Annotated in this window: 21 protein-coding genes; 12 read left to right on the plus strand and 9 right to left on the minus strand. The window is 67.0% G+C overall.

The window, feature by feature from the left end:
- Positions 1–44: 44 nt before the first annotated feature.
- The 6 genes from lepB to AC3WMA_RS02275 all read left to right on the plus strand — a co-directional run bounded on the left by lepB (position 45) and on the right by AC3WMA_RS02275 (position 4,211).
- Positions 45–812 (plus strand): signal peptidase I, encoded by a 768-nt coding sequence (gene lepB / locus AC3WMA_RS02250; protein WP_492283778.1) that lies wholly within the window; start codon positions 45–47, stop codon positions 810–812.
- Complete coding sequence (gene rnc, locus AC3WMA_RS02255; protein ID WP_492283779.1) at positions 809–1,540, plus strand: ribonuclease III; 732 nt, start codon at positions 809–811, stop codon at positions 1,538–1,540. Before lepB ends, rnc begins: the two co-directional genes overlap by 4 nt.
- Entirely contained in the window at positions 1,533–2,450 is a 918-nt protein-coding gene (gene era / locus AC3WMA_RS02260; RefSeq protein WP_492283780.1) for a GTPase Era, read from the plus strand. The genes rnc and era overlap by 8 nt, the downstream gene beginning before the upstream one ends.
- Before the next feature lie 17 nt (positions 2,451–2,467).
- Positions 2,468–3,013 (plus strand): sugar O-acetyltransferase, encoded by a 546-nt coding sequence (locus AC3WMA_RS02265; protein WP_492283781.1) that lies wholly within the window; start codon positions 2,468–2,470, stop codon positions 3,011–3,013.
- A gap of 139 nt (positions 3,014–3,152) precedes the next feature.
- Positions 3,153–3,785: a LabA-like NYN domain-containing protein gene (locus AC3WMA_RS02270; protein ID WP_492283782.1), complete on the plus strand. Its 633-nt coding sequence runs from the start codon at positions 3,153–3,155 to the stop codon at positions 3,783–3,785.
- Between the two features lie 84 nt (positions 3,786–3,869).
- Positions 3,870–4,211 (plus strand): endonuclease domain-containing protein, encoded by a 342-nt coding sequence (locus tag AC3WMA_RS02275; protein ID WP_492283783.1) that lies wholly within the window; start codon positions 3,870–3,872, stop codon positions 4,209–4,211.
- A 104-nt stretch (positions 4,212–4,315) separates the two neighbouring features.
- On the opposite strand, the gene smpB is transcribed toward AC3WMA_RS02275, so the two are convergent.
- Together smpB and dapA are read right to left on the minus strand one after the other, a co-directional pair.
- Positions 4,316–4,789 carry an SsrA-binding protein SmpB gene (smpB, locus tag AC3WMA_RS02280; protein WP_061964114.1) on the minus strand — a complete coding sequence of 158 codons (474 nt, stop codon included), beginning with the start codon at positions 4,787–4,789 and terminating at the stop codon, positions 4,316–4,318.
- Positions 4,790–4,952: 163 nt separating this feature from the next.
- Complete coding sequence (gene dapA, locus AC3WMA_RS02285) at positions 4,953–5,846, minus strand: 4-hydroxy-tetrahydrodipicolinate synthase (RefSeq protein WP_492283784.1); 894 nt, start codon at positions 5,844–5,846, stop codon at positions 4,953–4,955.
- 168 nt (positions 5,847–6,014) lie between these two features.
- Between dapA and AC3WMA_RS02290 the strand changes: the two genes are divergently transcribed.
- The 5 genes from AC3WMA_RS02290 to AC3WMA_RS02310 all read left to right on the plus strand — a co-directional run bounded on the left by AC3WMA_RS02290 (position 6,015) and on the right by AC3WMA_RS02310 (position 12,205).
- Positions 6,015–8,090, plus strand: a complete 2,076-nt coding sequence (locus AC3WMA_RS02290) for a lytic transglycosylase domain-containing protein (RefSeq protein ID WP_492283785.1) — start codon at positions 6,015–6,017, stop codon at positions 8,088–8,090.
- A gap of 271 nt (positions 8,091–8,361) precedes the next feature.
- Positions 8,362–9,516 carry an amidohydrolase gene (locus AC3WMA_RS02295; RefSeq protein ID WP_492283786.1) on the plus strand — a complete coding sequence of 385 codons (1,155 nt, stop codon included), beginning with the start codon at positions 8,362–8,364 and terminating at the stop codon, positions 9,514–9,516.
- Complete coding sequence (locus tag AC3WMA_RS02300) at positions 9,513–10,808, plus strand: MFS transporter (RefSeq protein WP_492283787.1); 1,296 nt, start codon at positions 9,513–9,515, stop codon at positions 10,806–10,808. Before AC3WMA_RS02295 ends, AC3WMA_RS02300 begins: the two co-directional genes overlap by 4 nt.
- Before the next feature lie 13 nt (positions 10,809–10,821).
- A complete protein-coding gene (locus tag AC3WMA_RS02305) occupies positions 10,822–11,247 on the plus strand; it encodes a MarR family winged helix-turn-helix transcriptional regulator (RefSeq protein ID WP_492283788.1) in 426 nt (141 codons plus the stop codon).
- Positions 11,248–11,317: 70 nt separating this feature from the next.
- Positions 11,318–12,205 carry an alpha/beta fold hydrolase gene (locus AC3WMA_RS02310; RefSeq protein ID WP_492283789.1) on the plus strand — a complete coding sequence of 296 codons (888 nt, stop codon included), beginning with the start codon at positions 11,318–11,320 and terminating at the stop codon, positions 12,203–12,205.
- A gap of 6 nt (positions 12,206–12,211) precedes the next feature.
- Here the strand turns inward: AC3WMA_RS02310 and AC3WMA_RS02315 are convergent, their stop codons facing one another.
- The 6 genes from AC3WMA_RS02315 to AC3WMA_RS02340 all read right to left on the minus strand — a co-directional run bounded on the left by AC3WMA_RS02315 (position 12,212) and on the right by AC3WMA_RS02340 (position 24,488).
- Positions 12,212–12,979 (minus strand): helix-hairpin-helix domain-containing protein, encoded by a 768-nt coding sequence (locus AC3WMA_RS02315; protein ID WP_492283790.1) that lies wholly within the window; start codon positions 12,977–12,979, stop codon positions 12,212–12,214.
- Positions 12,980–12,988: 9 nt separating this feature from the next.
- Positions 12,989–15,328 (minus strand): OmpA family protein, encoded by a 2,340-nt coding sequence (locus tag AC3WMA_RS02320; RefSeq protein WP_492283791.1) that lies wholly within the window; start codon positions 15,326–15,328, stop codon positions 12,989–12,991.
- 267 nt (positions 15,329–15,595) lie between these two features.
- Entirely contained in the window at positions 15,596–16,894 is a 1,299-nt protein-coding gene (locus tag AC3WMA_RS02325; RefSeq protein ID WP_492283792.1) for a porin, read from the minus strand.
- A gap of 405 nt (positions 16,895–17,299) precedes the next feature.
- The gene (locus AC3WMA_RS02330; protein WP_492283793.1) at positions 17,300–21,616 is read right to left on the minus strand and encodes a translocation/assembly module TamB domain-containing protein; all 4,317 of its coding nucleotides are present in this window, start codon (positions 21,614–21,616) and stop codon (positions 17,300–17,302) included.
- The gene (locus AC3WMA_RS02335; protein WP_492283794.1) at positions 21,616–23,628 is read right to left on the minus strand and encodes an autotransporter assembly complex protein TamA; all 2,013 of its coding nucleotides are present in this window, start codon (positions 23,626–23,628) and stop codon (positions 21,616–21,618) included. The genes AC3WMA_RS02330 and AC3WMA_RS02335 overlap by 1 nt, the downstream gene beginning before the upstream one ends.
- A gap of 104 nt (positions 23,629–23,732) precedes the next feature.
- A complete protein-coding gene (locus AC3WMA_RS02340; protein ID WP_492283795.1) occupies positions 23,733–24,488 on the minus strand; it encodes a hypothetical protein in 756 nt (251 codons plus the stop codon).
- A gap of 146 nt (positions 24,489–24,634) precedes the next feature.
- Between AC3WMA_RS02340 and AC3WMA_RS02345 the strand changes: the two genes are divergently transcribed.
- Positions 24,635–25,147 carry a DUF4142 domain-containing protein gene (locus AC3WMA_RS02345; RefSeq protein WP_492283796.1) on the plus strand — a complete coding sequence of 171 codons (513 nt, stop codon included), beginning with the start codon at positions 24,635–24,637 and terminating at the stop codon, positions 25,145–25,147.
- Between the two features lie 180 nt (positions 25,148–25,327).
- Here AC3WMA_RS02345 and AC3WMA_RS02350 read toward each other — a convergent pair whose 3' ends face one another.
- On the minus strand, positions 25,328–26,593 hold the full coding sequence (locus AC3WMA_RS02350) for an alkyl sulfatase dimerization domain-containing protein (protein WP_492283797.1): 1,266 nt from the start codon (positions 26,591–26,593) through the stop codon (positions 25,328–25,330).
- Between the last annotated feature and the right edge of the window lie 146 nt (positions 26,594–26,739).

Below are 26,739 nucleotides of genomic sequence, written 5' to 3' on the forward strand. Positions count from 1 at the left end.
GTCGGCTAGACCGCGCGCTGGACTGCAGCCTCAGGAGCGCCCGCGTGGCCAACGACGTCGACAGCAAAAGCAAGGCGGCCAAGGAAGAAGGCGGCGTTCTCGAGACGATCAAGGTCGTCGTCCAGGCGCTGCTGATCGCCCTGGTCATCCGCACCCTGCTGTTCCAGCCCTTCAACATTCCCTCGGGCTCGCTGATCCCGACGCTGCTGATCGGCGACTATCTGTTCGTGTCGAAATACACCTACGGCTATTCCAAGCACTCGATCCCGTTCAGCCCGCCGCTGTTCTCAGGGAGGGTCTGGGCGGCCGAGCCGAAGCGTGGCGACATCGCCGTGTTCAAGCTGCCGAGCGACAATTCGACCGACTACATCAAGCGCGTCATCGGCCTGCCGGGCGACCGCATCCAGATGATCGACGGCATCCTGCACATCAACAACCAACCGGTGAAGCGCGAGCGCATCGCCGACTACGTGACCGCCGACAACTGGGGCCGCAGCGTTCCCACGATCCAGTATCGCGAGACGCTCCCCAACGGCGTCAGCCACCAGATCATCGAGCGCGAGGGCGATACCGGCACCTTCGACAACACGCAGGTCTTCATCGTGCCGCCCGGCCATTTCTTCATGATGGGCGACAACCGCGACAACTCGCTCGACTCGCGCGACCGCAGCGTCGGGCCGGTGCCGTTCGAGAACTTCGTCGGGCGCGCCGAGATCATCTTCTTCTCGATCGAGGACGGCGCCTCGGCCTGGAAGATCTGGGAATGGCCCTACACGGTTCGCTGGAACCGTCTGTTCAGCACGATCAAGTGAGCAAAGCGGGCGACGGCGGGCGCAAGGCCCCGGACACCGCGCGGCTCGAAGCCGCGCTCGGGCACCGCTTCGCGGACCAGAGCCTGCTGGCCACGGCGCTGACCCATATGAGCGCCGAGGATTCGCGCCTCGCCAGCTACCAGCGCCTCGAATTCCTCGGGGACCGCGTGCTCGGCCTGTCGGTCGCCGAGTTGCTGTTCCGGCAGTTCCCGCAGTCGGAGGAAGGCAATCTCTCGCGCCGGCTCGCCGATCTCGTCCGCAAGGAGACCTGCGCCGAGGTGGCACTGGGCTGGAATCTCGGCCAGTTCATGCGGCTCGGCGAAGGCGAGATCTTGGGCGGCGCCCGCAAGAACAAGGCGATCCTGGCCGATGCCTGCGAGGCGATCATCGGCGCGGTCTTCATCGATGGCGGCTACGAGGCAGCGCGTGCGCTGGTCGAGCGCGCCTTCGGCGAGCGCATGCTGAAGCCGGTCCGGCCCTTGCGCGACGCCAAGACCGCGCTGCAGGAATGGGCGCAAGGCAAGGGTTACCAGACGCCGACCTATAGCGAGCGCGGCCGCTCCGGCCCCGACCACGCGCCGGTCTTCGTCGTCGCCGCCAAGATCATCGGGCTCGCCGACGCCGAGGCGCGCGGCCCCTCCAAGCGGCTGGCCGAGCAGGCCGCGGCCGAAACGTTCCTGAGGCGCGAAGGCCTGTGGAACGACAACCCGGAAGGCGATAATGTCTGAAACCGATCAAGCCACGCGCTGCGGCTTCGTCGCGCTGATCGGCGCGCCGAATGCCGGCAAGTCGACGCTGCTGAACCAGCTCGTCGGCGCCAAGATTTCGATCGTCTCGCGCAAGGTGCAGACGACGCGCACGCAGGTGCGCGGCATCGCGCTCTCCGGCACGGCGCAGATCATCTTCGTCGACACGCCCGGCATCTTCGCGCCGAAGCGCCGGCTCGACCGCGCGATGGTGACGAGCGCCTGGGGCGGCGCCACCGATGCCGACCTGATCGGCGTGCTGATCGACGTCGCGCGCTTCGACCATGAGGAGAACACGGCGCTGTTCGAGCGGCTTGCCGAGCTGAAACAGCCGAAATTCCTAATTCTCAACAAGATCGACACCGTGCCGAAGGAGAAGCTGCTCGAAATCACCGCCAAGGTGAACGAGCGCGGCAGCTTCGAGACGACCTTCATGGTCGCGGCGCTGACCGGCTATGGCGTCAAGGACATCCTGGCCTGGCTGGAGAAGCGCCTGCCGCTCGGCCCCTGGCTCTATCCGGAGGACCAGATCTCGGACGCGCCGCTGCGTTTCCTCGCCGCCGAGATCACCCGCGAGAAGATGTTCGAGCGGCTGCATGACGAACTGCCCTATCGCTCGACCGTCGAGACCGAGTCCTGGCAGCAGAAGCCGGACGGCTCCGTCCGCATCGAGCAGACGATCTATGTCGAGCGCGAGGGCCAGCGGAAGATCGTGCTCGGCGAAGGCGGCCAGACGATCAAGGCGATCGGCCAGAAGGCGCGCGTCGAGATCGCCGAGGCGGCCGAGGCCAAGGTCCATCTCTTCCTGTTCGTGAAGGTGCGCGAGAACTGGAGCGACGATCCGGAGCGCTATCGCGAGATGGGGCTGGAATTCCCGAAGGGCAAAGGCTGAGCGGCGCAGCAAACGTGATGCGCAGCGAAAAGGACAAGATGCTGGCCGGCGAGCTCTATCGCGCCGACAGCCCCGAGCTCATCGCCGATAACCGCCGCATCAGCGCCTGGATGGAGCGTTTCAACGCGACCGGAGCGACGCCGGAAGCGCGGCTGCCGCTGATGCAGGAGGCCTTCGGGCATGTCGGGCGCGACGTCGTCATCCGCCCGCCCTTCCATTGCGACTACGGCTACAACATCAGCCTCGGCGACGGCGTCTTCCTGAACTTCAACTGCGTCATCCTCGACGTCGTCGCGGTCACGATCGGTGACGGCACGCAGATCGGCCCCGGCGTGCAAATCCTGACCGCCGACCATCCGCGCGACCCCGCGCAGCGCCGGCAGATGCTGGAGTTCGGGCGCCCGGTCGCGATCGGCCGCAATGTCTGGATCGGCGGCGGCGCGGTCATCCTGCCGGGCGTCACCATCGGCGACGATGTCATTATCGGCGCGGGCAGCGTGGTCACCCGCGACGTGCCGGCCGGCGCCACGGCAGTCGGCAACCCGGCCCGCCTGCGCCCCTGACGTAACGGAAAATTGAGCTGCGTCAGTGTGCCACGGCCGACCCTTGTAATTTGTCAAATTTCAGTCGCGAAACGACATTGTTAGAACGCGTTTTGCGTCCATTTCGATGCCTTAAGATATTTCAGCAGGAGTGATTGCCATGAGCGCCGTACCGCGCATCGCGCTGTTCATCGATGGCGCCAATCTCTACGCCACTTCGAAGCAGCTCGGCTTCGACATGGACTACCGGCGCCTGCTGCGCGAGTTCCAGGGGCGCGGCAACCTGATCCGCGCCTTCTATTTCACCACATTGGTGGAGAGCGAGGAGTACTCCTCGATCCGGCCGCTGGTCGATTGGCTCGACTACAACGGCTACCGGGTCATCACCAAGGCGGCGAAGGAATTCACCGATGCCACCGGCCGGCGCCGGATCAAGGGCAACATGGATATCGAGCTGGCGATTGAGATGCTGGAGCTCGCGCCGCATCTCGACCAGATCTACCTCTTCTCCGGCGACGGCGATTTCCGGCCGCTGGTCGAGGCGGTGCAGCGCAAGGGCGTCAAGGTTTCGGTGGTCTCGACGATCTCGAGCAACCCGCCGATGGTTTCGGACGAATTGCGCCGCCAATGCGACGAGTTCGTCGATCTCGCCCAGCTCATGCAGAAGATCGGCCGCGATCCGGCCGAGCGCGCCAGCCGGAGCGGCACTGCTGGAGCATCGGGCACGCCCGGCAACCCGTCGCTGGAACGGCGCTACGGCATCCGCCAGGGCGACGAGCCGGCCGAGGGGTAAGGGCTACCCGAAAAGGGCGCGGGATCCCCTCTCCTGTAAGGAGAGGGGTAGGGGTGAGGTGTAGGCCGTTCGCAGGAAAGAGCGATGGTATCGGAGCAGCAGAGCTTCGCCCGAAAGCTGCGGCGGCAAGCGACCAAGCCGGAGGACATCCTCTGGGAGCTGGTCAGAGGTCGCCGGATCGATGGCCTCAAGTTCCGCCGTCAAGCGCCGCTTCTCGCCTATACCGCCGATTTCCTCTGTTTCGAGCGCAAGCTGGTCGTTGAGATCGACGGTCGCCAGCATCTGGCGGATCGCGATTACGATGCGGCGAGAACAGTCGAGATCGAAAGCCACGGCTTCCGGCTTGTCCGGTTCAGCAACGAGGAGGTGCTGAACGATCGCGATGCGGTCGTCGCGAAAATCCGGGCTGCCGCCGGGGTCTCGTGAGCCGCTGAAATCGCACCGCTTCACTGGTCCAGGGGCCTACACCTCACCCCTGCCCCTCTCCTTACAGGAGAGGGGTTCCCCGTGCCTTATTCTGAAAGCGGCTTCTACCCGCCAGTCTTCAACAGTCGCTGCTTGTCGCGGTTCCAGTCGCGCTCTTTCTCGGTCTCGCGCTTGTCGTGGAGCTTCTTGCCCTTGCCGAGGCCGAGCTCAACCTTCGCCCTGCCCCTGTCGTTGAAGTAGACCTTGAGCGGGATCAGGGCCATGCCCTCGCGCTGGACCGCGCCCATCAGCTTGTTGATCTCCCGCCTGTGAAGCAGGAGCTTCCGCGGCCGGCGGACCTCGTGATTGAAGCGGTTCGCCTCTAGGTATTCCGGAATATGGGCGTTGAATAGAAAGAGCTCCGTCCCCATCGGGCCGGCATAGCTCTCTCCGATCGTTGCCTTGCCGCCGCGCAGCGACTTGATCTCGGTCCCCTGCAAGGCGATGCCCGCCTCCACGGTTTCCTTGATCTCGTAGTTGAAGCGCGCCTTGCGGTTATCCGCCGCGAGGCGATAGCGCTCCGGATCAGGTTTCTTCATGCCGTTCAGCTGAACCCATCTTGTATGGCCAGCGCTGCCAAAGCTTGAGAATCCGATTCGGAATCGGCGCCCAAGCCTCTGAAAAAGCAGGCCTTGTCATTCTGCCGTCCGCCGCGATTGGCGAACGAATGACCGCGCTTGGCGGCGCGGCCATCTATCTTACTTAAGCATTCAACAGCCCGGCGAAAACCATGGCCTCGCGGATCACCTTACCGGTCGCCGGGGTCACCGGCATCAGCGGCAGACGGACCTCCTCCTCGATGCGGCCGAGCAGCGTGAGGCCGTGCTTGGCGCCGGCGAGGCCGGGCTCCTTGAAGATCGCGTCATGGAGCGGCACCAGCCGGTCCTGCACCTTCAGCGCGCCGGCATAATCACCCTTCTGGACGGCCTCCATCAGGTCGGCGCAGAGGCGAGGCGCGACATTGGCGACGACCGAGATGCAGCCATGGCCGCCGGCCGCCATATAGGCGAGCGCGGTCATGTCCTCGCCCGAGAGCTGGATGAAATCCGGCCCCATAGCGTGGCGCTGCTGCGAGACGCGGGCGAGGTTGGCGGTGGCGTCCTTCACGCCGGCGATGTTCTTCAGCTCATAGAGCCGCGTCATCGTCTCGACCGACATGTCCACCACCGAGCGCGGCGGGATGTTGTAGATGATGATCGGAATGCCGATCGCATCGTTCACCGCCTTGAAGTGCTGGTACATGCCCTCCTGGGTCGGCTTGTTGTAATAGGGCGTGACCACGAGCACGGCATCGGCGCCGGCCTTCTCGGCATGGACGGCGAGGTCGATCGCCTCGATCGTGTTGTTCGAGCCGGCGCCGGCGATGACCGGGACGCGGCCCTTGTTCTGGTCGATGACGATCTCGACGACGCGCTTGTGCTCGTCATGGGAGAGCGTCGGGCTCTCGCCGGTGGTGCCGACGGGCACGAGCCCGGTCGAGCCGTTCTCGATCTGCCATTCGACCAGCGCGCGCAGCGCCTGCTCGTCGACCTTGCCGGATTTGAACGGCGTGACCAGAGCGGGCATCGAGCCGGTAAAGGCAATGTGCTTGGTCATGGGACGATCCTGGGACGAAAACGCGGGTTACGGGGCCGCCACACATAAACCGTCGTCTCGCCAAGGCAAAGCCGGCAAGTCATGAAAATGCGTGGCCTCATAGTTAAGCCTTCATAAACTGCCTTCCCCGACCATCCCCTGATGACCGCACGAGCCTGGAGTCGCGCCATGGCCTCGCCTGCCGCCGCGAGGAGACTGATCTGCCTGCTGCTGCCCGCCCTGCTCTCGGCGTCGTCGACGCGGGCGGGTGATGACGGCATGCTCGCGACCCAGCGCAAGCTCGCCATGCTCGGCGATGTCGAGGCCACGGGCGCGCTGCCCTATCCCGCCAATGCGCTGCGGGGCGAGAACGCCGTCAATGTCGAGGCTGTGAAAGCGGCTGTCGCCGCTTATCGGCGCGGTGCGCTCACGGAGGGCGACGATCTCGCGGCGCGGATCGACGACCGCTCCACGCGTTCGCTGCTCGAATGGGTCGCGATCCATGCCAATGCCGGCGCCGTGCCCTTCCTGCGCATCGACGCCTTCCTGCGCGAGCATCCGAACTACCCGGCCACGACCCGTTTTCGACGCCGCGCCGAAGAGGCGCTGATCGCCGAGAAGAAGAGCCCTGGGATCGTGCGCGCCTTCTTCCATGGCCAGCAGCCGGTGTCGCCGGCCGGGCGGATCGCGCTGGCGATCGCGCTCAAGGAGGAAGGCAAGGCCGAGCAGGCCAACGCCCTCATCCGCCAGAGCTGGCGCAAGGACCCGTTCGGGCAGGCGCTTGAAAAGATCGCGCTCGGCGCCTTCGAGACGGTGCTGAGCAAGGACGATCATCGTCTGCGGACCGAGCGCTTCCTGTTCCGCGAGAATGGCGAGGCAGCCCTGCGCAATGCCGCCCGCGTCTCGGCCGACTACGTCGTGCTGGCCAAGGCGCGGCTCGCGAGCGCCAAGGCGCGCCGGCCGATCTCCGAGAAGCTGATCACGGCCGTGCCGGCTTCGGTGCGCGGCGATGTCTCCTTCGCCTTCCTCCAGGCCCAGCAGGCGCGCCGCGGCGACAAGCTCGACGAGGCCGTGAAGGCGCTGACCGCGATCCCGCGCGACCCGACCCTGCTCGGCGACGGCGATGGCTGGTGGGAGGAGCGGCGCATCATCGCGCGCAAGCTCCTCGATGCCGGCCAGCCGCAGAAGGCCTATGAGGTCTCATCCGGCCATGGCGCCGAGGATTCAGCCGAGCGGATCGAGGCCGAATGGCATGCCGGTTTCCTCGCGCTGCGCTTCCTCAAGAAGCCGGATGTCGCGCTCAAGCATTTCGACGCAGCAGCCGGCATCGCCGAGACGCCGATCTCGGTCGCGCGGACCGCCTATTGGCAGGGCCGCGCCTATGAGGAACTCGGCAAGGCCGAGGAAGCCAAGACCGCGTTCGGCAAGGCGGCGGAGCAACCGATCGCCTATTACGGGCAATTGGCGCGGGCGAAGCTCGGCTTCCCGGATCTGCCGCTGCGACGCACGGTTGCCGCCGGTCTTGAAACCCTGCCCGGCCATCGCGCCGTGCGCCTGCTCTACCGCATCGGCGAGCGCGATCTCGCCACGCTGATGCTGAACGATCTGGCGCAGCGCCTGCACACGACCGAGGCGCTGGAGGCGATCGCGGCCATCGCCCGGCGGGAGACCGATGCACGCGCGCAGGTCGGCATCGGCAAGGCTGCGCTGCAACGTGGCTTCCCGCTCGACATGACGGCCTATCCGGTCAACGGCATCCCGGAATTCGACGTGCTCGGCGATCCGATGGAGCGCGCCATCGTCCACGCCATCGCCCGGCAGGAGAGCGCCTTCGACCCGACCGCGATGTCGCATGCGGGCGCGCGCGGGCTGATGCAGATGATGCCGGCGACAGCGCGCGAGACGGCAAGGCGCGCGAGCCTGCCCTTCGATTGGGAGAAACTCGGAAAAGACCCGCTCTATGCGGCGCGGATGGGCGCGGCCCATCTCAACGACCTGCTCAAGGAATGGCGCGGCTCCTATATCCTGACCTTCGCGGCCTACAACGCCGGCTCGCCCAATGTGAAGAAATGGATCGCCGCCTATGGCGACCCGCGCGACCCGGAAGTCGACGCCGTCGACTGGGTCGAGCGCATCCCCTTCTCCGAGACGCGCAACTACGTCCAGCGCGTGATGGAGAACCTGCAGGTCTATCGCGAGCGCCTGAACCAGCGCACGGCCTATCTGATCGACTACGACCTGAAGCGCGGCGGCAAGCGGGACTAACTAACCCCGGCCAGCCGCCTCACCGTCATTCTCGGGCGAAGCGTAGCGAAGACCCGAGAATCTCGTGACAAGACGGCACTGGTTTCCGAGATGCCCGGGTCAAGCCCGGGCATGACGCACTGGGCGCGCCGTCATAGCCGCTTCTGCCGCTCGCAATGACGGCGCGCCCATCGCCTATCTCCGTCAAGCTCTCGGCACCGCAACGATCTTCCCTGCCGATTGCAATATTTGAAACTTTCAATTACCTCTGCGGGGCAGCGGAGGAATTTCAATGCTGCAGGACATTGCCGATTTCGCGCCCACGCTTGAGGCCTGGCGACGCGACCTTCACGCCCATCCCGAAATCGCCTTCCAGGAATTCCGGACCTCGGATTTCGTCGCCAGGACGCTCGCATCCTTCGGCATCGAGGTGCATCGCGGGCTTGGCGGCACCGGCCTCGTCGGCGTCATCAAGGGCGCCGCTGATGGGCCCACCATCGGCCTGCGCGCCGACATGGACGCGCTGCCGATGGAGGAGGATACCGGGCTCGACTACCGCTCGACCACGAAGAACCAGTTCCATGGCTGCGGCCATGACGGCCATACCGTGATGCTGCTAGCCGCAGCACGCCATCTCGCCGCCAATCCGCCGAAGCGCGGCAAGGTCCACCTGATCTTCCAGCCCGCCGAGGAAATCGGCCAGGGCGCCCAGAAGATGATCGAGGACGGGCTGTTCGAGCGCTTCCCCTGCTCGGAGGTCTACGCGCTCCACACCATCCCGCTCTATGAGGAAGGTACTGCCGCTGTCCGCCCCGGCCCGACGCTGAGCGGCACGACCGTTTTCCAGATCACGATCAAGGGCAAGGGCGGCCACGGCGCGGCGCCTCATACGACCGACGATCCGCTCCAGGTCGCGGCGCGGCTCGCGATCGAGATCTCCTCAATCGTCGGCCGCCATGTCGACCCGATGCAGCCGGCCGTGATCAGCCTCGGCAAGCTCGTCGCCGGCACGGCCTCGAACATCATCCCGGACTCCGCCGAGCTCAGCGGCACGATCCGCACCTACAATCCCGAGACGGAAGCCCGCATCATCGACAAGCTCGATGCGGCCTGCCGGGGCTTGGCGCTGATGTCGGGCTGCACGATCACCTGCGAGAAGAAGGCGAGCTGCCCGCCTTGCCTCAACGACCCGCGTGCCGCCGCTGCTGCGGCAGCCGCTGCAGGGCAGGTTCTCGGCGAAGCCAATGTGCAGACCGATCTCACGGCCCTGCCCTTCTCCGATGATTTCGCGCTGATGCTGCGGCAATGGCCGGGCGCCTATATCTTCCTCGGCCAGCCCGGCGCGATGTGCCACCACCCGACCTTCGATTTCGACGACCGCCTGCTGCCGGTCGGCGCCAGCATCCTGTGCCGCCTCGTCGAGCGCCAGACCGGAGCCAACGCATGACCGCAGCCGCTATCCAGGGCGCCGAGCCGCGCTCCCCGGCCATGGTCCGCCGCGCCGTCATCTCATCGGTGATCGGCAACGGCCTCGAATGGTACGACTTCCTCGTCTACGGCTTCTTCGCCACGGTCATCGCGCAGGTCTTCTTCCCGACCTCAGACCCGCTGGTCTCGGCCCTGCTGACGGCGGCGACCTTCGCGATCTCCTTCCTCGTCCGCCCGGTCGGCGGCGTGCTGCTCTCGACCTATGCCGATCGCTTCGGCCGCAAGCCGATCCTGACGGTGATGATCCTGATCATGGGCTTCTCGACCGTGCTGATCGGCCTGACGCCGAGCTATGCGACGATCGGCATCCTGGCACCGATCCTCATCATCATCGCCCGCATCCTGCAGGGCATCTCGGTCGGCGCCGAATTCGCCTCGGCCACCGCCATGCTGGTCGAATATGCCCCGCCGGGCCGGAAGATGATGTTCGGTAGCTTCCAGATGTGTTCGCAGGCGCTGGCGCTCGCGCTCGCGGCCTTCTCCGGCTACGCGCTGGCGACGCTGCTGACGCCGGAAGCGCTGCAGGGCTGGGGCTGGCGCATTCCCTTCCTGCTGGGCTCGCTGATCACGCCGCTCGGCTTCTATATCCGCCGCTTCGTCGACGAATCCCCGGAATACGAGAAGGACACCAAGCAGAGCGCCGGCCAGACGCCGTTCCGCACCGTTCTCTCCGAACATCGCAACGCGCTGCTGCGCTGCTTCGGCATCATGATCCCCGGCACGGCCTCGAACTATGTCTGGTTCATCTTCCTGCCCGGCTATGTGATCCGCCAGCTCAAGCTGCCCTTTACCAGCGCCATGCTGAGCTCACTGATCGGCGGCATCCTGCTCTTCATCTTCGTGCCGATCATGGGCCATCTCGCGGATCGCTGGAGCGCCTTCCGCGTCTGGCTTTTGGGCATGCTGAGCTTCGCGCTGCTGTCCTATCCGCTGCTGGCCTATGTCGTGGCGGAGCCGAGCTTCGAGCGGCTCCTGACCGCGCAGGCGATCTGCGCGCTCTCCATCGCCGCGATCTGGGCGCCGACGCCCGGCCTGCTCGCCGGCATGTTCCCGACGCAGGTGCGCTCGACCGGCATGTCGATTGCCTACAATGTCGTGGTGCTGCTGTTCGGCGGGCTCGCGCCCTTCACCCTGACCTGGCTGGTGGCGAAGACGGGGTCGGATATGGTTCCCTCATATTATCTCCTCGCCTGCACGGCGATCTCGCTGCTCGCGCTGAGCCTGGCGAACCGGGCGCGCACGCAAGGCTGAGTAAGGGAGCAATATGGCCCGCGACTCGTTCCTGACCTTCCGGCTCGACCAGTTGAGCCAGACCGCGATGGCGAAGGCCTCGCAGGTCTACAAGGAGCGGCTCGGCCTCAATATCCGCGAGTTGCGGGTGCTGCGCGCCATCGGCGACCAGCCGGGGCTGTCGTCGCGAAGCCTGTCCGAGGCGACCTTCATCGAGCAGACGCTGGTCTCGAAGCATCTGCGCAAGCTGGTCGATGCAGGACTGGTCCAGCGCACGCTGGAAAGCGCCGATGCGCGGCGCGTCGCCCTGCATCTGACGGCTCAGGGCGAAGCCATCCGCGAGCAGGCCGACCAGCTGGGCGAGGAGATGGAGCGCGATTTCCTGTCGGTGCTCACGCCGGAGGAACTCGCCCAGTTCAACCACTGCCTCGCCAAGCTGCGCCGCTGGGGCGCCTCCTGAGCCGAAAGCCGGCTTCCGTAGGCGTCGGCGCCATGGTTAGGTGCGTCCCCCGCACCCTTTGAGTCCCCTGATGCCCGAATCCGGTTTCACCTCCCGCTTCGTCAGCGCCAGCGACGGACTCAAGCTGCATTATCGCGATTACGGCCCGCTCGCGGCGACGACGTTGCCGGTGATCTGCCTGCCCGGCTTCGCCCGCACCGCCGCCGATTTCCATGAAGTGGCGCTGGCGCTTGCCGACGAGACCAAGCCGCGCCGCGTGCTGGCGCTCGACTATCGCGGCCGGGGCTTGTCCGAATACGACAAGAACTGGAAGAACTACGACATCCGCATCGAGCTCGACGATCTCGTCCAGGTGCTCGTCGCCGGTGGCATCGAACAGGCCATCTTCGTCGGCACCTCGCGCGGCGGGCTGCTCACCATGGCACTGGCGGCGGCGCGGCCCGCCATGATCCGCGGCGTCGTCTTCAACGATGTCGGCCCGGTGATCGATGCGCGCGGCCTGCTACGCATCCGCGGCTATGTCGGCAAGCTGCCGGTGCCGCGCAGCTTCCAGGAAGGCGCCGAGATCCTGAAGCGGCTCTCGGACCAGCAATTCCCGATCCTCGGCGAGGCCGAATGGGAGATGATGGCGCGTCGCACCTGGACGGATCGCGACGGCGCGCTGAAGCCCGATTACGATGTCCGCTTGATGAAGGTGCTGGAGGAGCTCGATCTCGAGGCGCCGTTGCCGGTGCTCTGGGCCTATTTCGATGCGCTCAAGACCGTGCCGATGCTGGCGATCCGCGGCGCCAATTCCGACCTTCTGGCGGAGAAGACGCTGGAGGAGATGGCGGAGCGCCATCCCGACTGCGAGATCCACACCGCGCCGGGCCAAGGCCATGCCCCGCTGCTCGGCAGCAAGGACATGATCCGGCGAATCGCCAAGCTGGTCGCCCGGGCCGAGCGCCGCGCCGGCTGACCGGCTTCAAGGCTTCGAGCGCTTCGCCTCGGTCTTATCCTCGACAATTTCGGCGACATTGCCCTGCCCCGCCGTGCCATCATCGCGCGAGGTTTCGACCTCGCCGGCCTTGGCCCGCCTGGCAAACTCCGTCTCAGTTCCGGCCGCCAGAAGCCTGGCCTGCCCGACCCAATCCTCGCGCTCGATGCGGCCGGGAAAAGCGAGATAGCCGCCGACCCATTCGACGTTCTCGGGCGTCCAGCCGGCGATCTGCTCGAAATGCCAGATGCCGAGGCCGTGGAGGCGGCCCTCGTTCTGGCGGCCGATGCCCTTGATCAGCTTGAGGTCGTCCGGCGTGTCGTCGCGGGCCGTGACGAGCCCAGCCGGACGCTGGCCGGGCAAATCGGCCTCATTCTCGACAGGCGGCAGTCGGGCCTTAGTCTCCACGGGCAGCGGGGCCGACGGGGCGCTTGCAACGACCGTGGCCTGTGGCGCCGTCACGGGCTCGGCAGCATCTTGCGAAGCCTTCGGTTTGCGCAGGAAGCCCGCGCAGACGCAACCCGCCCAGTAGACGGCCGTGAACAGCAGCGCCGTCTCGACCCAGGTTGCCGGCACGCCGTTCAGGAACTGGAACCAGGTCAGGACGGCACCAACACCCCAGAGCGCAGCCAGCACACTCCAGGCGCCACTCCAGAGCCGCGCCTTGCCGCCGTCATGGCCGATCCATCCCATGGCGAAGCCGAGACCGAAGGCGGCAAGCAGGAACCAGACGAACTGGCTGGCGAGATAGAGCATGTCAGCCTCCTACTTCGCCACGGTGAACTGCACGCGGCGGTTCATCGCGCGCGCTTCCGACGCTTCGTGCGGCACGAGCGGCCGGCTGCTGCCATAGCCCTTGACGGCGAGCTGCCCTGGCTCGATGCCGCGCCGCGCCAGTTCGTCCCGCACGCGCAAGGCCCGGCGCAGCGACAGGTCGGTGTTGTCGAAGCCTCGCCTTTCGCCGTCGCGATTGGCGTGCCCCTCGATGACGACCGGGGAACCCGGACATTTCTTCAAGATGGCCGCAGCCTCACTGACGACGCGCTCGGTCGTGGCATCGAGCGCGACGACCGACGTTCCCTGGCCAAAGAGCACGGTATTGCGCCTGGTCAACCCGTCGAGATCGTTCTGGCAGCTCGCCGGTGGATCGACCACGCAGCCGGTCTGGCGCAAGCCCACTACCGCATCGACCTTGAAGCCTTGCGGCAGGCCGGTGGCGGCGCTGGTCTCGATTTCACTCTTGATCAGGTCGCGGCAGGTCAGCCCGCGCAAGCTGATGCGATCATCCACCACCGAGGCCGAGCCCAGATCGAGGCGCAGCAGGTCGGCAAGCACGGCCCGGGCCGCCTCGGCAAAGCCGGCCGGCGCACCGGGAAGCAGCGTGGTCGTATCCTCGAACCGTTCCTTCAGGGGCGAATCCGCGATCAACGCCCGTAATGCGGTCTGCGTCGCCTGATCCGGCAGGTATCCGGAGAGCCGCAAGCCGGTCCGGTCCGCCGAGAGCGAAAGTCCGTAGGGCCGCACGACGACGCTCTCCGGCAGGCTGGACAGCGTCAGGCCGGCAGGGGCATTGCGGGAGAGGAGTTCCTGCAAGGCCGCCAGACTCGCGGCATCCGCAGCCTCGCCAGCGATCGCGAAAGCCTTGTCCCGGATCGTCACCGAGCCGGCCTTGAGCTTGGACAGCGCATCGAGCGCGAAGGCGATTGTCGTCCGCAAGTCGAGTTCGGACCGCAGCGCCGGTTCGATCGCCATGCGGTCGTCGAGGGCCGCCTCGCCGAAACGGCTGCGCGCAGCGGCAAGGATATCGGCGCGAGCAGGCTCATCAGGGAGCTTTCCGTTCAGGCGAAGGCCACTTTCGCCGCGGACTGCGCTCCAATCCAGCGGCACGGGCGCAACTGCACGGGGAGCAGCAATCGGCGCACTCGGCGGCGATCCAGGCACCGGGCCTTGCGGCACCGCAGGAGCGGGCGGGGTCACAGGACCTTCCGGCCTCGGCGAGACCGGCAGCACATCATGGAGAACCAGCCCCGGCACCTCGGGAAGCGGAACGACCACCGGCACGGGCGGCGGCGCCGGGGGGCATTCGATCACCGCCTGGGCGACCGAATCCGGACCGTCCAGCTGGGCGATCTGCAGGCGCAGGGCCTGGCATGCCTCGTAGGTCTCCGGGCCCTTCCCGGCCAGGACATAGCTGTCGTCGTTGATCTCGACCCTGCCCTGCCGCAGCCGGGTCAGGTCTGTAAGCGCGCGCGTGACTTTCGCGATGAAGGCGGAAGGCGCGCCAAGCGCGGGCTTCATCTCGTCGCGAATGGCGGCGCCGGCCCCGAAAGCCTGCCGCGCCGCAGCCAGAATCTGGCCCCGCGCATCAGCGCCGGGATAGGAACCGCGCAGCACCAACCCGGAGCCGGCCTCCTGCTCGGCGCTCCAGCGGTAGGGCGCGACGGTCGGCGGTTCAAGATCGCATTTCACGGCTCGGAAGCCCGGCCGCTCAATCTGTGCGGTCATCGCTTCCAGCGACAGGAACGAATCCGAACTGGCCGCTTTGCCTTCGATGCAGAAGCGGCCGTCATCGAGCGTGACCCGGCCCGTCGCCAGCTTCGGCAGTTCGGCGAGCATGGCCACTGCCATCGCGGCGAAGCCCTCGGGGGCTCCGAATGCAACAGCCTGGCGGTCATCGATCCGCAAGCCCGGCAAGGCCGCTGCGGCCACCGCCATGTTGGCCATCGCGGTCTCGAGATCCGGCACGAAACCGCCGAGCGTCACGCTGTCCGACTGGCGACTGGCGAACCAGGAATAGGGCTTTTGAGCGACGACCTGCGACAGCCCGCCGAGCGTCCTGCGTACGCCGAACTCGCCATGCAGACGGGCCATGGCCTTGCTCGCCCCATCGGAGGACAAGACCTCGCCACCGATCGTGACGTCGCGACCGTCGACCTGGGCCACGACCGGCCGAGCTCCCGGCGTCGTGCCGGCCACGGCAGCCACCGCCTGCTCGGCGCGCATGCCGACATCGCGTTCGATGACGGAATCGAGCGCGAGATTTCCGGCGGCCCACAACAAGCCCAGTGGAATCAACCCCCAGAGCCAACGCGCCGGTTGAGACATGCACAAGCCCCCTGCCCGCGCCGCCTTCAAGCTAGGCACGGCACCCCAAGATCGCGATCACCCTTGTTTTTTCAACGGCTTGTCGAGCGACCCGCAGATATCGTTTCAAAAGGCGCCCGGCGCCACATCCCAGGGGATCGTGGCAGGAACACCTGGACCAGATCAGGCCGGGCCGCAGGTCCCCGTCAACAGCGAAGCTGGAACAACCCACATAAAAAAGAAGCCCCGGGTTTCCCCGGGGCTTCCTGACTAGAGATCGGAAACCGATCAGAAGTCGCGCTGGATGCGCAGACGGCCGGTCCAGGCGTCGTCCGACTTGATCGTACGACCGTTGACGGCGAAGGCCTTGGCGTCCGGAACGCGGACACCGTACTCGGTGCGCGAGTAGAGGACTTCGACACCGATGTCGAGGCCGGAGACCGGCGACCACACCAGGTTGGCGCCGAGGATCATCTCCTTCGGATCGACCGAACGGATCGCGCCGTCGTTCGTCTGGAGAGCCGAGTACGAAGCCAGGAAGTCCGAACGGATGGCCGGGGTCCAGTAGTGGCGCAGAGCCGCAACCAGGTTGTAGCCAGTGTTCGACTTCAGGTTGCCGAAAGCGTTCGGGCCGAAGTTATTGACGGTGTAGGCAGGAAGACGGCCGTAACCGGCGATGCCACCATCCCAACCGAGGTACTCGAGAGCGCCGTCGGCGTAACCGGCCTGCAGGAACAGGGCGTCGCCAGCAGCCAGCATCGGCAGGTTGATCTTCACGCCGGCCTGGATAGCCCAGCCCATCTCGTCCTTCTTGGCGCCGTTGCCGCCAGCGAAGGGCGACGAGTAAGCGCCACGGTCGCCGATGGCGCCCGACAGCTGAGCAGCGCCCCAACCCTGCTCGACGCGCAGCGAAGCGACGACGTCAGGATAGGTCGTGCCCTGGTAGGCAGCGAAGGTCGACGGACGACGACCGGTGGTCTTCGGATCTTCGAGCGAGATCGTGGCGCTGAAGCCGCCGCCGAAGGTGGCGGTGTAGGCCAACAGGTTCGGCGAACGGTCCGAGGTGCGGAGGACGCTGAAGCCGAAGTCGTTGGCGTAGAAGTCGTAGAACGACTGCGCCTTACCAGCGGTGATCGGGCCGAACTGAACGAAGGCCTTGTCGAGCGACATGGCGCTCGAGTCGGTCACGCCGTTGACGCCCGAGAAACGGTTGGCGCCAGCGTTCGTGCCGCCGTAGCGGTAAGAACCGGTGCTGGTCGTCACGTCGTAACGCACGAAGGTGCGCAGCGTGCCGTAAGCGGTCTGGTTGCGGGCGTCGATGTAGATACGGCCGCGAGCGCGGGTGCCGTACGAATCCTGGCCAGCGTTCCAACGCTCACCGAAGGTGTACTCGGCGCGGACACGACCACCGATACGAAGGCAGGTGTCGGTGCCCGGGATGTAGAAGAAGCCGGCGCCAAAAGCGGAGCAGACACGAACGTATTCGACCGGAGCGGCCTTCCGCGAGGGAAGGTCGGCGGCCTGAGCCCCGGCGACCGCGGCGATGCCGGCGGCGGAACCGAGGAGGAGGCTCTTGACGAGCTTCATTTGGTAACCTCCAAAAGAGTTTCGAGACCCTCGGGCTTCAGCCTGCCCCCCGCCCCAGACTTTCAGCCTGATCGCAGAACCTGCCTATTCCCGGTCTTTCGCCTGCGTCACCGACCTATTTCGGAGGCGAAGGCGAAAAACAGCGACCGGGAACGTCCCGACGCATTTCCACCATACGAAAGCCGCCTCGCCGATCAACCTCGATCCGCTGCCCAAGGCCGGGAATGGGGTGCTTTGAAAACCGGTGTTGCAGGCGAGCCACGCTTTGACCGGCGAAATTCACCAAGCATTAACCCCGACGGCACCGCACAAGCAGTTTTTGCCTTGCGAAGCCGGGGAATCGCTCCATCGGAAACCGGATTCGGGCCGAATCTCTCCACAGCCCGATTCCCGCGGGAAACCTGTTCAGTATTCCCACTCGGCGCCGATTCCGACAGCAGCGCTGCCGTCCGCCCCGGTTTCGGCCTGGAGCTTCAGGCGCTTGGTCACGTCGATGCCGACCGAGACGCCGCTATCCTCCGGCTTGGAGCCGACCTTCACCCCGACGGAGATATTGTCGCTGATATAGCGCGAGGCTCCGACGGTCGGTCCGCCCGCCCCCATCTGGATGTCGAGATTGTCGACGCCCAGCGAGCGGCGCAGGCGCTCGAATGTATCGTCACCGCCACCACCGGCGAACTGTGCGGCGGCCTGGGCCAGTTGCAGGGCCTGGAAGGGCGAGAGCGAGCCCGAGGCGCGAGCGAAGAGCAGCCGCGACAGGACTTCATCCTGCGGCAATTCGGGCTGCGAGGTGAAAGCGAAGACCGGCTGGTCGGCCGGCCCGCTGATGATGATCCGGGCAGTGACGTCGCCGGCGCTGGTCTGGGCGATGAAATCGAGCTCCGGAATGAGCCCGCCCGCAAAGGTCAGCCGACCGCGGCTGAAATCGAGCCGCTGGGTCAGCACACTGAGCCGGCCGCGACGCAGTTCGAAGCCACCGTCGAGCGCCGGTGCAGAGGAGGTGCCGCCGACGCGAATCTCGCCGCCGAGTTCGGCATCGATGCCGCGGCCACGGATGAAGACCTTGCTGGGAGCGGAGACGGTCAAAGCAAGCGTCGCATCGAAAGCGGGCGCCGCGCGACCGCGCCCTTTCGCCTGCTGCGCCTTGCGGGCGGCGGCGAGACGCGCGGCGGCAGCGCCGCGCGCATTCACATGCTTGATGCCGTCCACCGGGCGAAGCGTGGCGGGCAGACGATCCGGCACGGAGACTTCGAGCGAGGCGATGTCGATCCGGCCGCTGAGGCGCGGGCGCTGCGCCAGCGGCCCGGTGATCTCGAGGTTCAGCCCGGCCACGGCCGTCACCAGCCCGCTGGAGACGAGCTGGGCGCGGTCGCCGCGAATGCGGATATTGCCGGGGAAGCCTGCAGCCGGATCGACCTTGACCTGGCCGCTCGCGGAGATCGTGCCGCCATTCGGCGTCTGAGCGGAGGCGCGCTCGATCGTCAGGTTGTCGCCATTGGCGACGATGCGCGCCTCGATGGCGTTGAGTCGGATGCCTTGCAAGGCATCGGTGAAGCTGCCGCCCGAGAGCGTCACGTTGCCGCTAAGGCGCGGGGCCGAAGCCGTTCCACCGGCGCGCATGTCCAGAGCGACCGCTCCGGTAACGCGCTGTCCGCTTGCTGCGAGCATCGTATTGGCGAGCGCGGCATCCACGCGCCCCTGAGCGGAGAGGTCAAGCGGGCCAGTGGCGTTGAGCGGCGCGGTGCCGCGCACGGTCAGGCTGGCGCCCTTGCCGGCGTTCACGGTGGCGGAGATACCGGCGGCATCACCCTTGAGCGTGCCCTCGCCCTGGATCTCAACCGGTGGCAGGCCGGCCTGACGGGTCTCGGGCGTGACGAGCTGCGCGATCCTGAGCTTCCACGGGCCCGAGAGATCGCCGGGGCGGCCCTGGACCTGCGCCTCGGCATTCAGCGTGCCGCTGAGCTTCAGGCTGGGCACGGCGATGCTCGCGGCGGAGAGCGGCACGTCGCGGGCGGCGAAGCGCAGATCGAGCGTCTCGCCGGCGCGGCCATCGAGCGTCACCCGCCCCTTGTCGATCAGCAGCACGAGATTGGCGATCTCGACGCCGGAGGCCGGGAAGCTGAAAGCCGCGGGATTGGCGAGCGTGATCGCGCGGCCATCCCGGCGCGCATCGAAGGAGGCGAGTTCCAGCTTCAAGGGCTCGCCCGGAACGAGGCGGCCGGCGCCCTTCAAAGCGAAGCCGCGGGCATTGGCGCTGAGCGTGAAGGCGCTGGCATCGGGCGCGCCCTTCGAATCGAAGCGGATGCCGCTGATCGCCTCACCGGCCGCGACGGCGCGATCGATCGCGATGGCCGCATCGAGCATCGGGCGGCCGTAGATATCGCGGGCATTGGCGCGGGCATCGAGCTTGTCGATGGTGAAAGACGGGCCGGCGAGGCGCGAGCCGCGGGCGGTCAGGTCGATGTCCTGGCGGCCTTCCGGCGTCGCGAGCACGATATCGGCATCGAGCTGGCCGCCGAGCTTGGTCAGCGCCAGCGCCGAGAGATCGTCGAGATTGCGCGCAGCCAGCGTCAGGCGCCCGGCGGCACGGCTCGCCGTGTCGAGCGTCAGACCGCCATTGAGGCGGACGGAACCGAGCGCGAAATCGAGCGTCGAGAGGTTCCAGCTGTCGTCAGGTTGACGCGCGAGACGCAGCGAGCCGGTCGCGGGCTTGGAATCGACTTCGCCCGCCAGCGTGACGCTGGCATCGAGCGCCCCCTGCAGATCCTTCGCCACCGCATCGATGGTCAGGCGCGGGATCGGCCGGGCGAGCGCAGTCGCGTTGGCGACGGCGATACGGGCCGTGGCGTCCAGCTTGTTCTGCGGCCCGGTGATCCGGGCGGTGACGTCGCCACGACCGGAGAGACGCGGATCGGCGCGCTTGAGATCGGGCAAGTTCAGCGCGAGCTTCAGGTCGGATTGCTGCTGGCCGATCGAGCCGTCTGCGGTGAAGGCCGCATGCTGGCCGGCGACGCGCAGGCCGGTCACCGTATAGTCACCGGCGAGTACATTGACGCGGCCGGCAAGGGTGAGATTGCCGGCGAGCAGCCGGTCGAGGGCAGCGTCTCCGGTCGCCAAGCGCTCGGCCTTGCCGGCGAGCACCGCCGCGTAATTGTTGAGGCGCGGCGTCGCATCGAGATCGGCGGTGATATCCGCCCTGCCCCCGAGCGGGCGCCCGGCCAACCCGCTCAGCCGGGCGAGATCGGGCAGCACCGCCTTGAGTTGGCCGAGCATGCGCGCCTGGCCGAGCTTGCCCTTGTAATCCAGCTCGACGCCGGACAGGGCGAGCTTCAGCGTCTCGAAATCGGCGGTGCCGTCATCCTGCCCGGTACCGCGCAAGGTGAAGGTGACCTTGTCGCCGACCGCGCGCATCAGCGCCTTGTCGGCCAGCACAATCCCGCTGGCCTCGCCGTCGGAGGTCAGGGTAATGCGGGTGCCGGGCTCGCCGATCGTGCCGGTCGGCGTCGCGTTGAAGGCGAGCGCGACCTTGCCGAACTGTCCGGCCGGCAGCTTCGCATCGCTTGCGTCCAGCTTAGCGGCGATGGTCGGGCCGGCGACAGGGCCGCGGATCGTCGCGTCGAAGGCGAGCTTGCCGATCTCGGTGCCAGCCGTGACGGTTCGGCCATCCGCATTGGGGCGCGAGGCGGCGGTGACGCGCAGATCGAGCGTCCTGTCGGGATTGTAGCGACCGAGCACGTCGAGACGCGCCAGCGCCGAGACCAGCGCGAGATTGCGGATGTCGACGCCGCTGTCGTCACGGAGGCCGATCGAGCCGTCGAGCCGGGTCGAGCCGGCAAAGACCGGGGCTACCGGCACGGGCATCAGCCCTTCGATCCGCGCATCGAGCGCGAGCGCGAGCTGGCGTTCGGCACCCGAGCGGGACAGCGTCGCGGAGCCGTCGGCACCGATGGTCGGACCGGCGGTGAAGACGAGGCTGGAGCGGAATGCGTCGAGCGGGCCGTCACCGGTAAGGTCGAGCTTCACCGGCGGTTCGCCCGGCAGGCCGGCAACCTTCGAGATCAGGCCGCCTGCCGGCTCATCGAGCTTGGCTGCGAGCTGCAGGCGCGTGCTTTCCGGCACGAAGGACAAGGTGACGTTGAAGAGCCCACCCATGTCGAGCCGCTTGGCCTCGAGCTTGAGGTCGAGCCCCTCGTTGGGCGGCCCCAGCCGCGCTGCGCCACTGGCGCTCAGGCGAGCGGCGACGCCGAGCACGGGTTGCCCCAGCGCCAGTTCGTTGAGCTGGAGCGCCCTGATGATCACCTTAAGCGGCAGCTCGGGCAGGATCGGCTCGTTGCTCGTCGGCGCCGTGCCGGCCGGCGGCGGCGCGGGCTTGCGCAGGATCTCGAGCTTGCCGATCTCCAGCCGATCGACATCGAGCCGGCGCAGCAGCAGGGCGCTGCGCGTCCAGATCAGGCGGACACGGTCGAGGCGCAGCCAGGCGCCGTCGCGATCGGAGAGCACGATGTCGCGGATTTCGACATCGGAGGAGAGCGCGCCGTTGACCTGACCGATCGAGACCTGGCTGGAATCGCTCGATAGCGCCTTGGAGATGAGGTCGGCGATGACGCCGCGATCGGTCTGGGCGTTCTGGGCGAAGCCGCCGAAATGGGCGGAGAAGAGGAAGCCTGCCGTCAGCAGCAAGGCAAAAAGCGCGAGGCGCGGGATGGTGAGGAGCCGGCGCATCAGAAGGCCTGCCCGATGCTGACATAGAGCGCGACCGGCTTGTCGCCCTTGCGCGGATTGAGCGGCGCGGCGACATCGACCCGGATCGGCCCGATGCCGGTATAGTAGCGCAGGCCCAGGCCAGCGGCCATCTGCAGCTTCTGCTTGCCGTCCGGCAGGCTCGATTCGAAAGCAGTGCCCGCGTCGAAGAAGGGCACGATGCCGATCGTGTCGGTGATCTTGATGCGAGCCTCGACCGAGGCTTCCAGCAGGCTGCGTCCTCCGGTGACGCGGCCGAACGGCCCGAGCGGCGACAGGCTGCGATAGGCATAGCCGCGTACGGAGCCACCGCCACCGGCATAGAAGCGCCGCGTCGCCGGTATCTCATCGAGGCTGGCGCCCGAGACCGAGCCGAAGCCGATGCGGCCGGCGAGCACGTAACGGGCGTCCTCGTCGAGCGCGTAATAGGCGGAGACGCTCGCCTTGGTCTGGTAGATACCGACCGTCGAGCCGAGGAAGGTCGGATAAGGCGTGAAGGAGGCCGTCGCACGGAAGCCGCGCGTCGGATCGAGCAGGTTGTCGGTGGAATCGTATTTCACCGAGAGCGGAATGCCGACCAGCGTGTAGTCGACCTGCCCCAGCACGTCGCTGGTCTGGCCGCGTTCGACCTCGATGCCGCCCTGGATCGAGAAAGTGTCGCTGAAGCGGTGGCGGATCGCGGTGGTGACGTTACCGTAGCGGGCGGTGTAGCCGCCATAGCGATTGAGGCCGACACGCTCGCGCGTCGCGACACCATCGAGCAGCCAGTCGTTACGGCTGCCGCCGAGCGCAGGCTTCATGAAGTTGAGGGCAAAGCGGCCGCCGAGATCGGATTCCTTGAAGTCGCCGAAGCGCTGAAGCTTGCTGCCGTCGATGCGCGGCGCGAAGAAGACGCTGGCCTCCAGCCGCAGGCGCTCGGCCCCGCCGAACAGGTTGCGGTGCTCCCAATAGGTCTTCACCGCCGGGCCATCGACGGTCGAATAGCGCGCGGAGAAGCCGAGCAGGCGCTTGGGCCGCTCGGTCACATCGACGAAGATCGGCAGGTTGCCGGCGCGATCGAGCTTGTCGTCCTCGCGGATGCGGACGGAGCCCACGGCCGGGATCGTCGCGATCGAGCGTCGCGTATAGGCCAGCGCCTTCGGCGAATAGGGGTCGCCCGGCTCCAGATAGATGAAGGAGCGCACGACCTCGGGCGGAATCTCGTCGGTCTGTCCGATGGTGATGTCGCCGAAGCCAGCGAGCGGGCCGGGCGCGAGGACATAGGTCACGTCCATGATGCCGGCGGCATGATCGACGACCGGCCGCAGCTCGACGATCTTGGCGAGCGGGCGCGACTGCGCACGCATATAATCCACCAGAGCCGCCTGCGCGGCCTTCAACGTCGCCGTGGTGGCTGCCTCGCCCTCCTTCAGCCTGGACACCTTCAGCGGATCGGCGATCGCCGGCGGGCCGGATTCGTCGCGCTCGACCACGTCGATCTTGCGCAAACCGAAGACCTTGCCGGGTCTTGCCCTGACCGTGATCGGCACGGCATCGCGGTTGCGATGTGCTTCGAGCGCCCGGACCAATGCCGCGTTGGGCTCGGCCCCGACGCCGAGCGCGACGCCATCGACGATCAGCGTGACATCGGCGTTGAAATAGCCCTGCGACCAGAGCGCATCCAGCATCGGGTTGAGATCCACCGCCATCCGGCGCGACAGGGATTCGCCATCGGGCGGCGCATCCTGGCGCAGACGATAAAGCAGCGAGGCGTCCTGCAGCGAGCGCGTCAGGGCCTTGGCGTTATCGGCCTCGCCGAGATCGAATTCGAGCTTGTAGGGCAAGGCGGACGGGCTCGGCGGCGGCGGTTCGTCCTTCTTGGTGAAGAGGCCGAACACGTCGAGCGACGACAGATCGAAAGCCCGGGCAGGTTCAGCCTGCAGGCTCAGCAGTGTGGCAAACGCACAGCCGCCGCTCAGCGCGACCGCATGCCCTGCCCTACGCCAGAACCGCATCCACCCTCCAAGCAACCCCCGCCACACTCAAATCATGCCCATGCCCTCCGCCATCATAGGCCGGCGACAGGCTCGCGCAATGCTCAAGGACTCGATCGTTCCTGCTAACGAAGGGTTAAGGTCACGGTCGCGAGCGGGGAAAGCCTCGTCTCAACCTCGCCCTTTCCGGGCGAGAGCACGCCGCCGCAAAGGCTGCCGGTGGTGATGATCTGACCGGCCTTAAGACTGCCGAGATCGTCGCTCTGGCGGTTTGCCCAGGCGAGGAAGGGCGTCATCGGATCGCCGTTTCCGTGAACGGCCGGCTGGTCGTAGATCGTGACGCCATTGAGCGAGATGAAGCAACCGAGGCCGTTGAGATCGTCCAGCACGGCGACATCGAGTTCCGGCCCGATCAGATAGCCGCCATGGCCCATGGCGTCGGCGAGCCAGAGCGGGAAAGCGACATTGCCAGACCAGTTGGCGAGGCGGCTCTCGACGATCTCGATGCCGAGATAGGCCTTGTCGCAGCAAGCGAGCAATTCGGCGCGCGAATAGGCTTGCGCCGGACGGAACGGCACGTCGCGGGCAAGCCGGAGCGCGATCTCGATCTCGATACGCAACTCGGCGCCGATCGCCCCGTCATAGACATCGCCGGGCGCCAGCCAGGGGCCGGGCATCAGGCCGGCGACCGCCGTGCCATCCTCGGCAATGCCGACCTTCCAGCCGAGTTCGGGCAGGCCCAGCGCCTTGCCCACAGCCGCCTGCGCGACAAGCCCCTCGGACAGGGTCGCCGGCACCGGCAGGCTCGCGATCTCGGCCAACGAACGCTCGCGGCGGGCCTTCACCAGCGCATCGCGCACGGTCTCGACGGTGGTCGGCATGGGGTTTCCTCTGCATCCGGACGGCAAGCGTATAGGGTCCTGCTAGCGCAGCCGGCCAAGTGCGACAAGGCAACTCAACGCGCCGGCGCCGGACTTCGGCGCATGGAACCTCGCCGCGGCTTCTCCGTTCCCCGAGCATGACCCAGATGCTTCATCATTCTCGGCGGGCGTTGCTGAGCGGCTTTGCCGGCCTCGTCCTGTTCGGCGCGGCAGCCCAGGCGCAATCGCCGGTTCCGGCCCAGGAATTCGTGCGCCAGGCAGCGATTGTGCACATGTTCGGGATCGAATCGGCGACGCTGGCGCTGCACAAGACCAGCTCGCCCGCGATCAAGGATTTCGCGCACGCGCTGACCAGCGAACAAGGCGCGGCGACCAGCGGCCTGCGCCGGATCGTCGCCAAACGCTCGGACATCGCCCTGCCCGACCGGCCCGACGGGCGCCATCTCGACCTGCTGCGCGACCTCAACGGCAAGCAGGGCGCCGCCTTCGACCGGGCCTATGTCGAAACCCAACGCAACACGCATCACGAAGCCGCCCTGCTGATGGAGCGCTATGCCAGCGAAGGCGACGATGCCGAGCTGAAGCGCTTCGCCGCGCAGTCGCTGCCGTTGTTCCGCGAACTGGACCGCAGGTCGCAGGAGCTGCCGGTCGCGCCATAGGAGTGTAGCCGCCGCTTCGTGAGGGCGAAGACCATTGTCATTCCGGGGCGTACCGCAGGTGCGAACCCGGAACCCACGACTAGGTGAAACTCTCGATGCCCGGTTGTCGGCGGCTCACCCAGTCGTGGGTTCCGGGTTCTTCGCTTCGCGAAGCCCCGGAATGACAAGGCTGGGCCGCCATCACGCCTTCGAACGCCCTGCCGCCTCGCGCTCATAGACGGCGAGGAAGGCCTTGCCCATCAGCGAGTTCTCGCCGTCGATCAGCTTGCGTAGCGTCGCCGCGCGGATGGCCTGGAGCTCAGGGTCATCCGGGACGGCCGCCGCCGCGAGTTCGGCCAGCGCCACGGCGAGGCGGTTCTGCCCCTGCCCTGCCAAGGCCTCGGCACGCTCGGCCAGCTTGCGGGCGCCACCGGCGAGTTCGGCCAATTCAGCGGCCAGTTCGGCGGTTCGGGCGGGTTTCAGATGAGCCGCATTGCCGTCGAACCAGCCGGCATAGAAGTGGTAGATGCCCCGCACGAGGAATTCCGGGTCGTCGTATTTCGGCAGCAGATAGGGCTTGGCGAGATAGCTCGCGGGCACCTTGACCTTGCTCAGGACATCTTCGAGCCCCGCGCCTGCATTCATCAGTGAGAGCGTCTCGCGGACGAGATGCTCCAGCGCCTCGGCGCCGTCGCCCAGCATCCGCGCCACGCGCTCCGCCCCGAAGACGACGGGGCCGTGGCCGGGGATGAGGATTTCCGGCTTGAGCGCCTCCATCCGCCGCAGCGCCTGCGCCCATTCCGCCGCATAACGCTGGACCTTGCGCGGGTTGCCGGCGTTGGGGAACACCCAGATCACGAAATCGCCGCTCGCCAGCACGCGCCGCTCCGGCAACCAGACGAAGGTCGCGTCATCGGTCTCGCCGCGGCCTTGGAAGAGTTCGAGCCGCTCTCCGCCGACCGCCAGCGAGAGGGTGTCGTCGTAGACCTCGTCCGGGCGGCGCTGACCGATCGGATAGACATAGCCGGGCATGTTGAACTGCTGGCTCTGAACGAGGCTGTTGAAGCCATGCGAGTCGACATAGCGCTGCATGCGTCGGGCGACATTGCGGTGCGCGACGATGCGCGGGCGCGGCCATCCGCGCGCATCCGCCTCCTCGTCGATCACCTTGATGCCGCTGGTATGGTCGATATGGCCGTGCGTGAAGATCACCGTATGGATCGGGCCATCGTCCCAGGAGCGGATGACATCGAGCGTCTGTTTGGCGGTATCGGGCTTGGCGGTGTCGATCAGAACCAGCCCTTCGCGCGTGCGGATCGCCGTGACGCTGCCGCAGAAATAGGTGGTGTGGACCGTGATGATGTTGTCGTCCACCTGCGTGATCGCGCCGTGCGAGACCGACGCGGTCCATTCCTCCATCGCGGCGCTGCCATCCCAGAGGCGCTCGAATAGCGGGTCCTGTGTCATGCGGCGTCCTCCGGCGAAGTCCCCGCCTGTTTAGCACCATCGACCGGCTGCGACAGGCCGGCACGGCCGCCTGCTGACAGGAGGCGTCAGCGGCCCGACCGGCCTCATCCCCGGCAAAGCGAAAACCTCAACCCCACCAAGCCCTT

It is taken from the genome of Allobosea sp. FW305-C-101 (assembly GCF_058783685.1).

What these genes read in the sequence shown, in the direction of transcription:
- era (WP_492283780.1), top strand. Translation starts at nt 1,533, where the DNA reads ATGTCTGAAACCGATCAAGCCACGCGCTGCGGCTTCGTCGCGCTGATC.
- AC3WMA_RS02265 (WP_492283781.1), top strand. Translation starts at nt 2,468, where the DNA reads ATGCGCAGCGAAAAGGACAAGATGCTGGCCGGCGAGCTCTATCGCGCC.
- AC3WMA_RS02270 (WP_492283782.1), top strand. Translation starts at nt 3,153, where the DNA reads ATGAGCGCCGTACCGCGCATCGCGCTGTTCATCGATGGCGCCAATCTC.
- AC3WMA_RS02275 (WP_492283783.1), top strand. Translation starts at nt 3,870, where the DNA reads ATGGTATCGGAGCAGCAGAGCTTCGCCCGAAAGCTGCGGCGGCAAGCG.
- smpB (WP_061964114.1), bottom strand. Translation starts at nt 4,789, where the DNA reads ATGAAGAAACCTGATCCGGAGCGCTATCGCCTCGCGGCGGATAACCGC.
- dapA (WP_492283784.1), bottom strand. Translation starts at nt 5,846, where the DNA reads ATGACCAAGCACATTGCCTTTACCGGCTCGATGCCCGCTCTGGTCACG.
- AC3WMA_RS02290 (WP_492283785.1), top strand. Translation starts at nt 6,015, where the DNA reads ATGGCCTCGCCTGCCGCCGCGAGGAGACTGATCTGCCTGCTGCTGCCC.
- AC3WMA_RS02295 (WP_492283786.1), top strand. Translation starts at nt 8,362, where the DNA reads ATGCTGCAGGACATTGCCGATTTCGCGCCCACGCTTGAGGCCTGGCGA.
- AC3WMA_RS02300 (WP_492283787.1), top strand. Translation starts at nt 9,513, where the DNA reads ATGACCGCAGCCGCTATCCAGGGCGCCGAGCCGCGCTCCCCGGCCATG.
- AC3WMA_RS02305 (WP_492283788.1), top strand. Translation starts at nt 10,822, where the DNA reads ATGGCCCGCGACTCGTTCCTGACCTTCCGGCTCGACCAGTTGAGCCAG.
- AC3WMA_RS02310 (WP_492283789.1), top strand. Translation starts at nt 11,318, where the DNA reads ATGCCCGAATCCGGTTTCACCTCCCGCTTCGTCAGCGCCAGCGACGGA.
- AC3WMA_RS02315 (WP_492283790.1), bottom strand. Translation starts at nt 12,979, where the DNA reads ATGCTCTATCTCGCCAGCCAGTTCGTCTGGTTCCTGCTTGCCGCCTTC.
- AC3WMA_RS02320 (WP_492283791.1), bottom strand. Translation starts at nt 15,328, where the DNA reads ATGTCTCAACCGGCGCGTTGGCTCTGGGGGTTGATTCCACTGGGCTTG.
- AC3WMA_RS02325 (WP_492283792.1), bottom strand. Translation starts at nt 16,894, where the DNA reads ATGAAGCTCGTCAAGAGCCTCCTCCTCGGTTCCGCCGCCGGCATCGCC.
- AC3WMA_RS02330 (WP_492283793.1), bottom strand. Translation starts at nt 21,616, where the DNA reads ATGCGCCGGCTCCTCACCATCCCGCGCCTCGCGCTTTTTGCCTTGCTG.
- AC3WMA_RS02335 (WP_492283794.1), bottom strand. Translation starts at nt 23,628, where the DNA reads ATGCGGTTCTGGCGTAGGGCAGGGCATGCGGTCGCGCTGAGCGGCGGC.
- AC3WMA_RS02340 (WP_492283795.1), bottom strand. Translation starts at nt 24,488, where the DNA reads ATGCCGACCACCGTCGAGACCGTGCGCGATGCGCTGGTGAAGGCCCGC.
- AC3WMA_RS02345 (WP_492283796.1), top strand. Translation starts at nt 24,635, where the DNA reads ATGCTTCATCATTCTCGGCGGGCGTTGCTGAGCGGCTTTGCCGGCCTC.
- AC3WMA_RS02350 (WP_492283797.1), bottom strand. Translation starts at nt 26,593, where the DNA reads ATGACACAGGACCCGCTATTCGAGCGCCTCTGGGATGGCAGCGCCGCG.